The organism is Oceanibium sediminis (genome assembly GCF_003265325.1).
In the GTDB taxonomy this organism is placed as follows: domain Bacteria; phylum Pseudomonadota; class Alphaproteobacteria; order Rhodobacterales; family Rhodobacteraceae; genus Halovulum; species Halovulum sediminis.
Genome location: NZ_QGNX01000001.1, coordinates 847,720 through 860,569, shown reverse-complemented (window position 1 = coordinate 860,569; position 12,850 = coordinate 847,720). Strand labels below are relative to the sequence as shown.

Below are 12,850 nucleotides of genomic sequence, written 5' to 3'. Positions count from 1 at the left end.
ATGCGCCGGGGCTTGGGAACTGGCCCTATGAGTGATCACGACACACCGCTATTGCTGGACGTCACCCGCAGCGTTTCGCGCATCGGCGCGGGCGGAGACAGCGGCGTCGACAGGGTCGAGCGGGCCTATATCCGCGCGCTGATGGCCCAAGGGAGGCCCGTCTTCTTCCTGGCAAAGGTGCTGCGCGGCGTCGCCCTGCTGGACCGTGAAGGGATGCGCGCGCTGCTGGACCTTGCGGCGGATCCCGCCCGCCTGGGCCCGCCGGACCTTTGGGGGCACCTCGCGCGCAAACAGTCCCCGGCCCGGCGGCGCGCGGAAACCGCCGTGCGGAAGCTGGCGCTCGGCTGGGCCTTTCGCGCGAAAACGGCGGCGCTGGTCCGGGCGCACCTGGGCAAGGGCTTCAGCTATATCAACGTCGGCCACACCCATCTGGACGCCGCCCACCTTGCGCGGATGCGCGACGCGGGCTGCGCGCGGATCGCGATCATGATCCATGACGTGATCCCGCTGGACTTCCCCGAGTATTCCCGCCCCGAGGCCCCGGCCCGGTTCGAGAAGCTGCTGCGCACCGCCGCCAGCGCCGCGGACCTGCTGATCTACAACTCGCAGGACACCGCGAACCGCACCGAGGCGTGGCTGAAACGCTGGGGGATGGAGGTGCCGGGCGCGGCCGCGCTGCTGGGCGTGGACCCGCTGGACGAAAACCGCGCCCTGCCGGCGCCGGAGGCGGGCGCGCACCCGCATTTCGTCATGCTCGGCACGATCGAGCCGCGAAAGAATCACCTACTGATGCTGTCCATCTGGCGGCATTTCCACGACACGCTGGACGCGGCGGACACGCCGCATCTTTACATCATCGGGCGGCGCGGCTGGGAAAACGAGCAGATCGTCGATGTGCTGGACCGCGCCCCCTACATGGGGCGGACCGTGTTCGAGACCGGCTTCATCCCCGATGCGGAAATGACCCGCTTGCTGGCCAGCGCACGCGCGCTTCTGTTCCCCTCCTTCGCCGAGGGCTTCGGCTATCCCCTTGCAGAGGCGCAACAATTGGGGATTCCGGCGATCTGCGCCGATCTGCCCGTGTACCGCGAACTGGCCGGGGATCAGCCGACCTACCTCGACCCGCTGGACGGGCCGGGCTGGGCGCGCGCCATTCTGGACGCCGCAGGGCGGCAACATCGGCGGGAAAACACGCAAGTTGCTGTTCCGAATTGGGAAACACATTTTGATGTAGTACTGAGAGCAGTGTAGAGACACGAGTGACACTCGCAGCATTGCGCACAGGGGCGAAATGGGACTGGTCAGGCAGCTGAACCGTTTGCAACTGCGGATCGAACGCACGCGCCACCTGCTGCGCGGCTTCCGCCGCCTTTTCGAGCTGACCCCGGTGCGCAACCGCACCGAGCAGATCCGCCCGCGTGACATCATCCTGTTCTGCACCCTCAGGAACGAGCGGATCCGCCTGCCCTATTTCCTGAAATACTACCGCGACATGGGCGTCGATCATTTCATCTTCGTCGACAATGGTTCGGACGACGGCAGCCGGGAATACCTGGCCGACCAGGCCGATACCTCTGTCTGGACGACCACGGCTAGCTACAAACGCTCCAAATATGGGATGGACTGGCTGAACGGCCTGCTGAACCGCTATGGCCGCCGGCACTGGTGCCTTGTCGTGGATGTGGACGAGTTCCTGGTTTATCCGCACATGGATACGCGGCCCCTGCCCGCGCTGACCGAGTGGATGGACAGCTCTCGCGTGAAAAGCTTCGGCACGATCCTGCTGGACATGTATTCCGACCAGCCGATCGCCGAGACGACGTATGAGGAAGGCAAGGACCCGTTCCAGATCCTCAGCTGGTTCGATGCGGCGAATTATTCCTACGACCGCAACGGCACCTACCGTGACCTGTGGATTCAGGGCGGTCCGCGCCAGCGCATGTTCTTCGCCGACAAGCCGGAACTGGGCCCGGCGCTGAACAAGGTGCCGCTGGTGCGTTGGCGGTTCGGCACCGTCTACCGCTCGTCCACGCATACGCTGATGCCGCGCGGGTTGAACCAGGTCTATAACGAGCGCGGGGGCGAGCGGGCCTGCGGCGCGCTTCTGCACGCGAAGTTCCTTGACGTCTTCGGCCACAAGGCCAAGGAAGAGATCGAGCGCGGCCAGCACTACGCCGCCTCGCGGGAGTATCGCGTGTACGACGAGAAGATGAGCGACGGCCTGGCCATGTGGACACCCTGCTCCACCCGCTACGGGGATTGGCGCCAGCTTGAGGACCTCGGCCTTCTTTCAACGGGAAGCTGGGCGTGATCGGCGTCGTCCTCCTGGCGCATGAGCAGCTGTGGCGCACGGCCCAGCTTGCCAAGCACCTGACGCGGCAGGGCTGCCGGGTCGTGGTGCATATCGACGCCCGCGTCGGGGACGAGGAACTCGACAAGCTGCACTCCGCCATGGGGGGCAGCGACAACCTAGCCTTCGCCCCGCGCCATCGCTGCGACTGGGGCACCTTCAGCCTGGTGGAGGCGTCGCTCGGCGCGCTGCGCCTGCTGTTCGAGCGTTGGCCGGACGTCAGCCACGTGGTGCAGCTGTCCGGCTCCTGCTTGCCGATCAAGCCCATCGCCGCGCTGGAGGCGCATCTTGCCGCGCACCAGGGCGTCGATTTCATCGAATCCGTGGACGTGGAAACCGACCCCTGGGTGATCGACGGCCTGTCTATCGAACGCTTCACCCTGTACCACCCGCTGCCCTGGAGGCGGTTCCGGCGCAGTTTCGATGCGCTGGTGGCGATCCAGCGGCGCCTTGGCATCAAGCGCAAGATGCCCGCCGGTCTGCACCCGCGCATCGGCTCTCAATGGTGGGCGCTGAGCGCGGAGACGCTGCGCGCGATACTGGCGGACCCGAATTTGCCGGAATATTGCACCTTCTTCCGGCGCACCTGGATCCCGGACGAGTCGTTCTTTCAGACCCTGGCGGCCAAGCACTCCACGAAAAGCACCAGCACGCCGCTGACCTTCGTGCGCTTTGATCCGCAGGGCAAACCCTACGTGTTCTACGACGACCACCTGGATCTTCTGCTGCATGCCGAGGGCTTCTTCGCGCGCAAGATCTGGCGCGGCGCGAACCAGCTTTACCGGGTGTTCCTGAACCCCAGGCTGACCGACCTTCTGCCCTCTAAAAGCGATGGCGGGCGGCTGACGGCGCGGTTCGAGCGCGCCCAGACCCGGCACATCAACGGGCGCAAGGGGCTGATCAGCCAGGGCCGCCACCCCGGCCGACGGATGACACACCAGCACGAAACCGCCTGCCCATACCTGGTGATCGACGGGTTGCAGGTGCTCTACCCGGACCACGCGAAACGGGTGAACCAGAACGACCGGACCATCGCGCACGGCCAGCTTTTCCACCCCGAGCGGGTGGACTTCGTGGACAACGCCGCGAATTTCACCGGCAACCTCAGCGCCAGCACCGCGATCCGGGATCACAAGCCGGTCCATTTCCTGTCGAAGCTGATCTGGGTGGAACGCCGCCGCGCACAGTGTTTCCTGCATGACTTCGGCCATGACGTGCCTATCGACGGCTTTCTTCTGCGCGACCCCAACGCGCATATCCTGCGGCTGCAGGATGCCTGGATTCACGACCTTTACGCCACCTGGGCGGACGATCCCGCATCGCTGGCGCAAGCGGTCAGCGCGCGGCTGGCGAAGGAAGCCGCCACCCGCGCCCGGATCGAGGCGGCCCTGGACGGCGCGCATCTGCACGTGGTGAGAACCCGCACCCTGCTGAGCGAAGGCACCGCAGCGCTTCAGCAGGTCGTGGAAACGCTGCCCGAAAAGATCCAGCCCTGCGCCGATTTTTCAGGCCTGCACCTGCCCGAGCGCTTCGCCGAATACCTTGAGGCACTGGCCAGCACCGATGCCCCCGAGGACGAGGTTCAGCCGCTTATCGGCGACGTTGCACGGTACGAGGAAATGACGCGGGTCCTGCGGCGCAAGACCTGAGCCGCGCTCAGGCCGCCTTGGACGCTTCGTCCGCGGTCAGGATGTGGAAGATCGCCTGCGCATCGCTGGTGGACCGCAGCTTGGCGCGGGTGTCTTCGTCACGCAGCAGGCGCGACACGCGTGCCAGCGCCTTCAGATGCTCTGCGCCCGCCGCCTTCGGTGCCAGAAGCACGAAGACCAGGTCCACGGGCATCCGGTCGACACTGTCGAAATCCACCGGGGTTTCGAGCTTGAAGAACAGCCCCATGACCTGCTCCAACCCCTCGAGCCGCCCGTGGGGGATGGCCACACCATGGCCAACCCCGGTTGGGCCGAGGGATTCACGCTCCATCAAAACGGAGATGACCGTTTCAGCCTCGATCGGAAGCCGGTCTGCCGTCGCCTGGGCGATTTCCTGAAACAGTCGCTTCTTGCTTTGAACCCGCAGGGGGGCATGGACAGCTTCAGGCAGCAGTATATCAGTGATATTCATGACGGCAGGCCGCTCCGATTTTTTCTCTCAGGTGGCTTCCACGGCTCGCGGATCGATCCACCCGATATTTCCATCCTCGCGCTGGTACACTACGTTGACACCACCGTGGGTCGTGTTCCTGAACACCAACAAGGGCGCGCCCGCCAGTTCCATTTGCATCACGGCTTCCCCGACGGACAACAATTGCACCCGGGTCTCCATCTCAGCAACGATAACGGGCTGGAGCGAGTCCGGCTCGTCTTCCTCCCCGCTGTCTGGCTCGCGGTCGAGGATATATGACGCCGCGCCAAAAGCTTCAATAGGGTCGGACCGTTTTTGGTGATGATCCTTCAACCGCCGTTTGTAGCGGCGCAGTTGCTTTTCCATCTTTTCGACCGCGCCCTCGAAACTCTCGTAGATGTCCGCGGCACGGCCCTTGGCCTGGACGGTCAGTCCCGTGGACAGGTGGACAGAGGCATCTGCACAAAACTCATGGCGGTCCTTGGAAAAGGTGACGACCGCTTCGAGAGGGCGATTCGCGTACTTTTCCACGGCATCGGCAAGCCGCGTGTTCACATGCGTGGTGAGAGCTTCCCCCACGTCCAGATGCTTCCCATGAACCTGAATCTGCATCACGTCTCCCAATATTTGCGCCGCCTTTTCAAGGCTGCTGTCTTTGCTTACGCGGGCGCGCGGGTGTCGCGCGTCGCGGGTATGGCACGGCGCGCCTGCGCCCTGCGTCATGGATGGTGGCCACAACCCAGGGGTGTACTGGTCAAATTGCAATTGAAGATGGCACGCACGTGAACCATGCCATGATGCTATGCCCGGACCGCGAGTCGTGCAACTGTTCCGATGCGGGCGGTGGATTTTACCCCCCGCGCCGTGACCGCAATGTGTTGCCTCAGATACGGAAACCTTCGCCCAGATATACGCGGCGGACGTTGTCGTCGCGGACAACCTCGTCCGGGGTGCCGTTCATCATCACGGTGCCATCGTGCAGGATATAGGCGCGATCCACGATCTCCAGCGTTTCGCGCACGTTGTGATCGGTGATCAGAACGCCCAGGCCGCGCGTCTTCAGCTGCGCAACCAGAGCGCGAATCTCGCCCACGGCGATGGGGTCCACCCCGGCGAAAGGCTCGTCGAAAAGCACGAATTTCGGCTGGCTGGCAAGGCAGCGGGCGATTTCCACGCGCCGCCGCTCCCCGCCGGACAGGGCGATGGCCGGTGCGCGGCGCAGGTGCGTGATGGAGAATTCCGCCAGCAACTCGTCCAGCATCCGGTTGCGCCGCGCGGGCGTTGATTCGTGCAATTCCAGCACCGCGCGGATGTTCTGTTCCACGTTCAGCCCGCGAAAGATCGAGGCTTCCTGCGGCAGGTAGCCGATCCCCTTGCGCGCCCGCTGGAACATCGGCAGCAGGGTCAGATCCTCGCCATCCAGCAGGACGGTGCCCTGTTCAGGCGTGACAAGGCCGGCGATGGCGTAAAAACAGGTCGTCTTGCCCGCACCGTTGGGGCCGAGCAGCGCCACCACCTCGCCCCGGCGCACATGCAGCGACACGTCGCGCAAAACCGGCTTCTTGCGGTAGGACTTGCCGAGGTTCATCACCTCCAGCCCGCCGTGCCCGGCGTGGATTTCCAGCTCCGGATCGCTCATCACGTCACTCATGGCGAGGAGGAGGGCCGCAGGATCGTCTGCACCCGCCCTTCCATTTCCGCGGTGCCGGTGCTGAGGTCGATCGACAGCTTCTGCCCCGACAGCGCGTTGCCGCCCTGGGTCAGTAGCACCTCGCCCGTCATGGAGATGGTGCCGTCGCGCACGTCATAGACTGCCGATTGCGCCTCTGCCGCCTCGTCGCCGTTGGTCAGCGTAACGTTTCCGGTCGCCTCCATCCGGGTGATGTCGCCGGTCGCGGCGTCGGTGCCGTAAAAGACGCTGATCTGTTCCGCCGCCATGCGCAACGCGCCCTGCCCCACGACGACATTGCCCGCGAAGGTGGCGCTGCCGTCGGCGGTGTTCAGCGTCAGGCGGTCGGCAGATACCTCCACCGGTTGGGAATTGTCATGCGCGAGGCCGCCGAAAGGCACCTCGGCCTGGGCCAGCGCAAGGGCCGGTGTCAGCGCGAGGATAAGGGCAAGGGTCAGGTATTGGCGCACTATCGGTTCTCCGTCCCTGGTGTGTAGCGGAGTGTTACGCCCCCCTCAAATCGGATCAAGGCATCATTTCGCGCCGTCCCACCCCCGTCCGCCAGGGCGGGGCTGATCAGCAGCCGGTCCGCGGTGATCCGGCCAAGGGGACCCGTGGCGAGCACCGGGCCGCTGGCGACCAGTTCGGCGGCGCGTGTGTCCACCTCCACCTTGCTGGCCTCGGCATGGTAACCGTCGGAGGTGTCGATCTCGATCCCGGAGGTCAGGGTGATCAGCCGCTTTTCCAGGTCCAAGTGCGCGGAATCGGACCGGAGAGAGACGGTACGCGCGTCAAGAAACCGGATTTCCCCGCTGAGCGAATCGATCTCCAGAGCCGAGAAGCCCTGGTCCGACGGGACTACGGTTTCTGCGCGGAAATCGTAAAGTTCCCCGTTCAGGCTGGCCCCGGACAGTTGCGGCCCGGTGAGGCGCATCCCGGTTTTCAGGTCCTCGAGATCGGCGTCGCTGAACACCAGGCCGATCCCCGGCTCTTCGGCGTTTTCCCACAGCACGACCATGCCGAGCAGGATGAGCGCCGTCATCGGCAAGACAAGTTTCAACACCCCCACCACCCGGGAGCGGCGGGAGCGGTGGTGCTGATGCCCGCCGTCAGCCAAGCCCGGCCCTGAGGCAGTCGTGGATGTGCAGGATGCCGACCGGGGCGACCGCGCCCGCGGGCATGACGAACAGCGTCGTGATCTTCTCGCGGTTCATCCGGGCCAGGGCCTCCGTCGCCAATACGTCGGGCGAGATGGTCTTGGGCGAGGGCGTCATCACCTGTTCGGCGGTGCGCGACATCAGGTCCGCCATGTTGCGCCGCAGGTCACCGTCGGTGATGACACCAAGCAGCGCCCCCTCTCCATCCACGACGCCGGCGACGCCGAACCCGCGAGAGCTGATTTCCAGCAGCGCGCGCGACATGGGGTCCTGCGGGGTGACGAGCGGCAGTTCCTCGCGCCCGTGCATCAGGTCGCCCACGGTGGACAGGATCGCGCCCAGCTTGCCGCCGGGGTGGAAGTCACGGAAATTCTCCGGGGTGAAGGCCCGCTGTTCCATCATCGCAACGGCCAGCGCATCGCCCAGCGCCAGCGTCACCGTGGTGGAGGTGGTGGGCGCAAGCCCGTTGGGGCACGCCTCGGCCGCGGGGGGCAGGACGATGGCGTGATCCGCCTTGGCCACCAGCGTGCTGTTCGGCGCCGAGGTGATGCCGATCAGCGGAATGCCCCGCGCCAGCGTGTAGGCGATGATATCCGCCAGCTCCGGGGTCTCGCCCGAGTTCGACAGCAGCAACGCTACATCGTGGCGGGTTATCATGCCAAGGTCGCCATGGCTCGCCTCGCCCGGGTGGACGAACATCGCCGGCGTCCCGGTGGACGCCATGGTCGCGGCGATCTTGCGCGCGATATGACCCGATTTCCCCATGCCCGAAACGATGATCCGCCCCGTGGCCCCGAGCATCGTGCGCACCGCGGCCGCGAAGCTGGGGCCAAGCCCGTCGGCCAGCGCAGTGATCGCCTCCGCCTCGGTCCGCAAGACAAGCTGGCCACGCGCGATCATGGCGCGATCGGTGGGGTCGTCTGGGGCCATATCTGCGGGTCCTTCGTCTGCTCGGGTCTTCGGTGCGCCGCCGGGGCCGCGCGAAATCGGGTCAGTGCGCGAAAATATCCGTCTCGGGCCAGCCGGCCAGGTCCAGCGCCGCGCGGTGCGGCAGGAAGTCGAAACAGGCCTGGGCAAGTTCGAGTCGGCCTTCGCGCGCCAGCCGCTTGTCCAGCTCATCCCGCAGCCGGTGCAGGTACAGCACGTCCGATGCGGCGTAGTCCAGCTGCGCCTTGGTCAGCGTGTCCGCCCCCCAGTCAGAACTTTGCTGCTGCTTGGAAATATCGACCCCGAGCAGTTCCTGCAAAAGGTACTTCAGCCCGTGCCGGTCGGTATAGGTGCGCACCAGCTTGGAGGCGATCTTGGTGCAATAGACCGGCGCCGTCAGCACGCCGAAGCGGTGCTTCATCACCGCGATATCGAAGCGGCCGAAGTGAAACAGTTTCAGCGTGTCGGGATCGGCCAGAAGCCGCGCAAGGTTCGGCGCCTCGGCCTGGTCCTTGGCAATCTGCACCATGTGCGCATCGCCGTCACCGGCGGACAGCTGCACCACGCACAGCCGGTCGCGCGCCGGAATCAGGCCCATCGTCTCGGAATCGATCGCGACGACGGGACCAAGGTCCAGCCCGTCGGGAAGGTCGCCCTTGTGAAGGTGATTAGCCACGTTGCCGCCCCTCTGCCCGTCTGCCGCATCGGCCCCCGGCCGAGCGGGCCCACACGGCAATGCGTCGGGGGAGGTAATGGTGCCCAGGAGAAGACTCGAACTTCCACTTCCGTTAGGAAACTGGCACCTGAAGCCAGCGCGTCTACCAATTCCGCCACCTGGGCAGGTGCCGTCTTGCCGACCGGGGATTAGCCCCCCCTGCGGGTGGTGTCAACGGCCCTTTGTCGAATTCCTGTCGGAATTTGCAAGGAAGCGCCGACGCACCCCGCGATCTGCGCTCATGCCCCCTTGAGCCGGGCGGCCAAGGGCAGTACCCAAGGGCAGGTTCTAGACAAAAGGTACGCACAGCGATGACCCCTCTCAGCCCGATTGTGACGATCTTTGGCGGCTCCGGTTTCGTGGGGCGCTACATCGCGCTGCGCATGGCGCGCGCCGGTTGGCGGGTAAGGGTCGCGGTGCGCCGCCCGAACGAGGCGCTGTTCGTGCGCACCTATGGCGTCGTCGGCCAGGTGGAGCCGGTGCCCGCGAACGTGCGGGACGACGCCTCTGTCCGTGCGGCGATGGCGGGCGCGGACGCGGTGGTGAACTGCGTCGGCATCCTGGCCCCGCGCGGCGCGCAAAGCTTCGATGCCGTTCAGACCGAAGGCGCTGGCCGGGTCGCGCGGATCGCGGCCGAGTCGGGGATCGGCAAGTTCGTCCATATCTCCGCCATCGGGGCGGATGCGGACAGCCCCTCTGCCTATGCCCGCAGCAAGGCGGAGGGCGAGGCAGCCGTGCTGCAACACCAGAAGGACGCGGTGATCCTGCGCCCCTCCATCGTGTTCGGCTCCGAGGATGAGTTCTTCAACCGCTTCGCCGCGATGGCGCGGATCAGCCCCGTGCTGCCCGTGATCGGGCCGGACACGCGCTTCCAGCCGGTTTACGTGGACGATATCGCCGCCGCCGCCGAGAAGGCGCTGACCAGCGACGTCACCCCCGGCATCTACGAGCTGGGCGGGCCGGACGTCGAAACCTTCCGCCAGTTGATGGAGCGCATGTTGCGCGTGATCCGCCGCAAGCGCTGGATCATGGCGGTTCCGATGCCCATCGCCCGGCTGCAGGGGCGGATCTTCGGCTTCCTGTCAAAGATTTCGGGCGGCCTGCTGCCCGCGCCGGTGACCTACGACCAAGTGCTTCTGCTTGAGAAGGACAACGTCGTGTCCGAGGACGCGATGACGCTGGAAACCCTGGGGATCGAGCCCACCTCGATGGCGGCTGAGCTGGACGGCTACCTTGAGCCGTTCCGCACCTATGGCCAGTACCAGCGGATCACCGCTTCGGCCAAGGATCTGCGCAACTAGGGATCAGCCGTAGGCGATCACCAGCAGGACCAGGCCCAGCGCCACGCGATAGATGACGTAGGGCGTGTAGCTGACGGTTCTCAGCAGGCGCATCATCAGCGCCAGCGCCATCAACCCCGCCACGAAGGCGAGGGCGGCTGCCATCGCCGCCTCCACCCCCAGCGCGAGGTCGCCTGAGCGCAGCAGGTCCACCGACAGCAGCAGCCCCGAGGCGGCGATCGTCGGGATCGACATCAGCATCGCCAGCCGCGCCGCCGCGCCGCGCTCATACCCCTGGGCCAGCCCGCCCGTGATCGCCGCGCCAGAGCGTGACGTGCCGGGAATCAGCGCCAGCGCCTGCCAGAGCCCCATGACGATGGCGTCCTTCAGCGTCCATTCGCGCGCCGCCTTGCCTTGCGCGGCGTTGCGATCCATCCACCACAACAGGATGCCGAACAGGATCATCGCCCAGCCGATCACCGCGAGCGAGCGTAACACCTCGGTCAGGCCGGTCAGGTGCAGGATCAGCCCCGCGACCACCACCGGCACCGTCGCCACGATCAGGCTGAGCGCGAGGTGGCTCTCATAGGTCGTCAGCCGCCCTTTCAGGATCTGCCCCAGTCCGGCAAGCGCCATGGCAACGTCGCGGCGGAAATAAAGCATCACCGCCGCCAGCGTGCCGACATGCACCGCGATGTCGAGTTGCAGGTCGGCGTTGGTTTCGCCGACGTACTTGTGCAGCAACTCCAGGTGGGCAGAGGAGGACACGGGAAGGAACTCGGTCAGCCCCTGCAGCAGGGCCAGCACGACGAGAAGGGAGAATGGCATGACGGCCCTGTCGAATTTTTTCAGCTTTTCTGGTATCAAGGCAGTGTTCGTTGGGCAACGCAGCTAATTATGTCATATATGCTGACCTAATTTACGCCCGCGCCCTGCAGAAACTTGCCAGACTCCCCAAAAAATGGTATTTAGGTCAGCATTACTGACTTTATTCCGCAGCGACTTTCCGCTAAGTCGACACCCTCAACACCCAGAAAACCCGTTCAGGGGGAGGATTCCCATGGCCCCTCAGAAGATGCTCAAGTTCGTCGACGTCGCCCGCTCCATGCCCGAAAAGCGGGATGCGGAGGATCGGCGCGACGACTTCGGAGAGATCTATCGCGAGTACGCCGACGCCAAGGCCCGGGAACAGTCCAGCCGGTGCTCGCAATGTGGCGTGCCCTACTGCCAGACCCATTGCCCGCTACACAACAACATCCCCGACTGGCTGCGCCTGACCGCCGAGGGGCGGCTTCAGGAAGCCTATGAGATCAGCCAGGCCACCAACACCTTCCCGGAAATCTGCGGCCGCATCTGCCCCCAGGACCGCCTGTGCGAGGGCAACTGCGTGATCGAACAGTCCGGCCACGGCACCGTCACCATTGGCGCGGTGGAGAAGTACATCACCGACACCGCCTGGGAGGAAGGCTGGGTCAAACCGATCGCCCCCACGCAGGAACGTGGCGAAAGCGTCGGCATCATCGGCGCCGGCCCCGGCGGGCTGGCGGCGGCGGACATGCTGCGCCGGCAGGGCTTTCAGGTCACCGTCTATGACCGATACGACCGCGCAGGCGGGCTGATGACCTACGGCATCCCCGGCTTCAAGCTGGAGAAGGACGTGGTCATGCGCCGCAACCAGCAGCTGACCGACGGCGGGATCGAGCTGAAGCTGAACTGCAACGTGGGCGAGGATATCGCCTTTTCCGAGATCCGCGAAAAGCACGACGCGGTGCTGATCGCCACCGGCGTCTACAAGTCGCGTGACCTGGGCGGCCCCGGCGCGGGGCTTGGCGGGATCGTGCGCGCGATCGACTTCCTGACCGCCTCCAACCGCAAGGGCTTCGGCGACGCCGTGCCCGAGTACGACAGCGGTGAGTTGAACGCCCAGGGCAAGCGCGTCGTCGTGATCGGCGGCGGCGATACGGCCATGGACTGCGTGCGCACCGCGATCCGCCAGGGCGCGACCAGCGTGAAATGCCTGTACCGACGGGACCGCGCGAACATGCCCGGCTCGCAACGCGAGGTGGAAAACGCGGAAGAGGAAGGCGTTGAATTCGTGTGGCTTTCCGCGCCCAAGGGCTTTGTCGGCGAAGACAGTGTCAGCGGCGTGCGCGTGGCGCGGATGCGCCTTGGCGCGCCCGACGCGACCGGCCGCCAGATGCCCGAGGAGATCGAGGGCGCGGACTACACCGAGGAAGCCGACCTCGTCATCAAGGCACTCGGCTTCGAGCCGGAGGACCTGCCCGCGCTGTGGAACGAACCCGCGCTGGAGGTCACCCGCTGGGGCACCATCAAGGCGGATTTCCGGACCAAGGAAACCGCGATGCCCGGCGTCTACGCGGTGGGCGACATCGTGCGGGGCGCCTCGCTGGTGGTCTGGGCGATCCGCGACGGGCGCGACGCGGCCGAGTCGATCATGGCCGACCTCGCCCAGCGCGGGGCCAGTGTCGCCGCGGAGTGACCCGCCACGACGGTGGGGCATGACAAACGGGGGGCAATGCCGAGAGGCGCGCCGCGTCGAAATTGCGGAAGGTCAGCGCGGCTGACGAATAACGAGAGATGAAGTTCAACCGCCGGCGCGCGACATGCGCC

Annotated in this window: 13 protein-coding genes and 1 tRNA gene; 5 read left to right on the top strand and 9 right to left on the bottom strand. The window is 65.8% G+C overall.

Annotation, left to right across the window (positions count from 1 at the left end; genetic code table 11):
• The first annotated feature begins 27 nt into the window (after positions 1-27).
• Genes DJ029_RS04085 through DJ029_RS04075 form a run of 3 tightly spaced genes read left to right on the top strand, consistent with a single transcriptional unit; the run spans position 28 to position 3,999 of the window.
• Positions 28-1,251: a glycosyltransferase family 4 protein gene (locus DJ029_RS04085; protein WP_157966259.1), complete on the top strand. Its 1,224-nt coding sequence runs from the start codon at positions 28-30 to the stop codon at positions 1,249-1,251.
• A gap of 40 nt (positions 1,252-1,291) precedes the next feature.
• On the top strand, positions 1,292-2,311 hold the full coding sequence (locus DJ029_RS04080) for a glycosyltransferase family 2 protein (RefSeq protein WP_112321030.1): 1,020 nt from the start codon (positions 1,292-1,294) through the stop codon (positions 2,309-2,311).
• On the top strand, positions 2,308-3,999 hold the full coding sequence (locus DJ029_RS04075; RefSeq protein WP_157966258.1) for a DUF5927 domain-containing protein: 1,692 nt from the start codon (positions 2,308-2,310) through the stop codon (positions 3,997-3,999). Before DJ029_RS04080 ends, DJ029_RS04075 begins: the two co-directional genes overlap by 4 nt.
• Before the next feature lie 7 nt (positions 4,000-4,006).
• On the opposite strand, the gene ptsN is transcribed toward DJ029_RS04075, so the two are convergent.
• From ptsN to DJ029_RS04035, 8 genes are all read right to left on the bottom strand, one after another.
• Positions 4,007-4,471 carry a PTS IIA-like nitrogen regulatory protein PtsN gene (gene ptsN, locus DJ029_RS04070; protein WP_112321028.1) on the bottom strand — a complete coding sequence of 155 codons (465 nt, stop codon included), beginning with the start codon at positions 4,469-4,471 and terminating at the stop codon, positions 4,007-4,009.
• Positions 4,472-4,498: 27 nt separating this feature from the next.
• Positions 4,499-5,083, bottom strand: coding sequence for a ribosome hibernation-promoting factor, HPF/YfiA family (gene hpf / locus DJ029_RS04065; RefSeq protein ID WP_112321027.1), 585 nt, complete (start codon positions 5,081-5,083; stop codon positions 4,499-4,501).
• Between the two features lie 271 nt (positions 5,084-5,354).
• Positions 5,355-6,110, bottom strand: a complete 756-nt coding sequence (gene lptB, locus DJ029_RS04060; RefSeq protein WP_112321026.1) for an LPS export ABC transporter ATP-binding protein — start codon at positions 6,108-6,110, stop codon at positions 5,355-5,357.
• A gap of 8 nt (positions 6,111-6,118) precedes the next feature.
• The gene (gene lptA / locus DJ029_RS04055) at positions 6,119-6,610 is read right to left on the bottom strand and encodes a lipopolysaccharide transport periplasmic protein LptA (protein WP_112321025.1); all 492 of its coding nucleotides are present in this window, start codon (positions 6,608-6,610) and stop codon (positions 6,119-6,121) included.
• On the bottom strand, positions 6,610-7,203 hold the full coding sequence (locus DJ029_RS04050; protein WP_157966257.1) for a hypothetical protein: 594 nt from the start codon (positions 7,201-7,203) through the stop codon (positions 6,610-6,612). Before DJ029_RS04050 ends, lptA begins: the two co-directional genes overlap by 1 nt.
• Positions 7,204-7,249: 46 nt before the next feature.
• Positions 7,250-8,227 carry a KpsF/GutQ family sugar-phosphate isomerase gene (locus DJ029_RS04045; RefSeq protein ID WP_232822954.1) on the bottom strand — a complete coding sequence of 326 codons (978 nt, stop codon included), beginning with the start codon at positions 8,225-8,227 and terminating at the stop codon, positions 7,250-7,252.
• A gap of 61 nt (positions 8,228-8,288) precedes the next feature.
• Positions 8,289-8,900 carry a ribonuclease D gene (locus tag DJ029_RS04040; RefSeq protein ID WP_112321023.1) on the bottom strand — a complete coding sequence of 204 codons (612 nt, stop codon included), beginning with the start codon at positions 8,898-8,900 and terminating at the stop codon, positions 8,289-8,291.
• A 77-nt stretch (positions 8,901-8,977) separates the two neighbouring features.
• Positions 8,978-9,064 (bottom strand) — tRNA-Leu (locus DJ029_RS04035).
• A gap of 186 nt (positions 9,065-9,250) precedes the next feature.
• Between DJ029_RS04035 and DJ029_RS04030 the strand changes: the two genes are divergently transcribed.
• Complete coding sequence (locus tag DJ029_RS04030) at positions 9,251-10,240, top strand: complex I NDUFA9 subunit family protein (protein ID WP_112321022.1); 990 nt, start codon at positions 9,251-9,253, stop codon at positions 10,238-10,240.
• 3 nt (positions 10,241-10,243) lie between these two features.
• Here the strand turns inward: DJ029_RS04030 and DJ029_RS04025 are convergent, their stop codons facing one another.
• Positions 10,244-11,047 carry an undecaprenyl-diphosphate phosphatase gene (locus tag DJ029_RS04025; protein WP_112321021.1) on the bottom strand — a complete coding sequence of 268 codons (804 nt, stop codon included), beginning with the start codon at positions 11,045-11,047 and terminating at the stop codon, positions 10,244-10,246.
• Positions 11,048-11,279: 232 nt separating this feature from the next.
• Between DJ029_RS04025 and DJ029_RS04020 the strand changes: the two genes are divergently transcribed.
• A complete protein-coding gene (locus tag DJ029_RS04020; protein WP_112321020.1) occupies positions 11,280-12,719 on the top strand; it encodes an NAD(P)-dependent oxidoreductase in 1,440 nt (479 codons plus the stop codon).
• The last annotated feature ends 131 nt before the right edge of the window (positions 12,720-12,850 follow it).

Bases quoted from the DNA above. Each gene is read 5' to 3' on its own strand.
- DJ029_RS04085 (WP_157966259.1), top strand. From the start codon at position 28: ATGAGTGATCACGACACACCGCTATTGCTGGACGTCACCCGCAGCGTT.
- DJ029_RS04080 (WP_112321030.1), top strand. From the start codon at position 1,292: ATGGGACTGGTCAGGCAGCTGAACCGTTTGCAACTGCGGATCGAACGC.
- ptsN (WP_112321028.1), bottom strand. From the start codon at position 4,471: ATGAATATCACTGATATACTGCTGCCTGAAGCTGTCCATGCCCCCCTG.
- hpf (WP_112321027.1), bottom strand. From the start codon at position 5,083: ATGCAGATTCAGGTTCATGGGAAGCATCTGGACGTGGGGGAAGCTCTC.
- lptB (WP_112321026.1), bottom strand. From the start codon at position 6,110: ATGAGCGATCCGGAGCTGGAAATCCACGCCGGGCACGGCGGGCTGGAG.
- DJ029_RS04045 (WP_232822954.1), bottom strand. From the start codon at position 8,227: ATGGCCCCAGACGACCCCACCGATCGCGCCATGATCGCGCGTGGCCAG.
- DJ029_RS04030 (WP_112321022.1), top strand. From the start codon at position 9,251: ATGACCCCTCTCAGCCCGATTGTGACGATCTTTGGCGGCTCCGGTTTC.
- DJ029_RS04025 (WP_112321021.1), bottom strand. From the start codon at position 11,047: ATGCCATTCTCCCTTCTCGTCGTGCTGGCCCTGCTGCAGGGGCTGACC.
- DJ029_RS04020 (WP_112321020.1), top strand. From the start codon at position 11,280: ATGGCCCCTCAGAAGATGCTCAAGTTCGTCGACGTCGCCCGCTCCATG.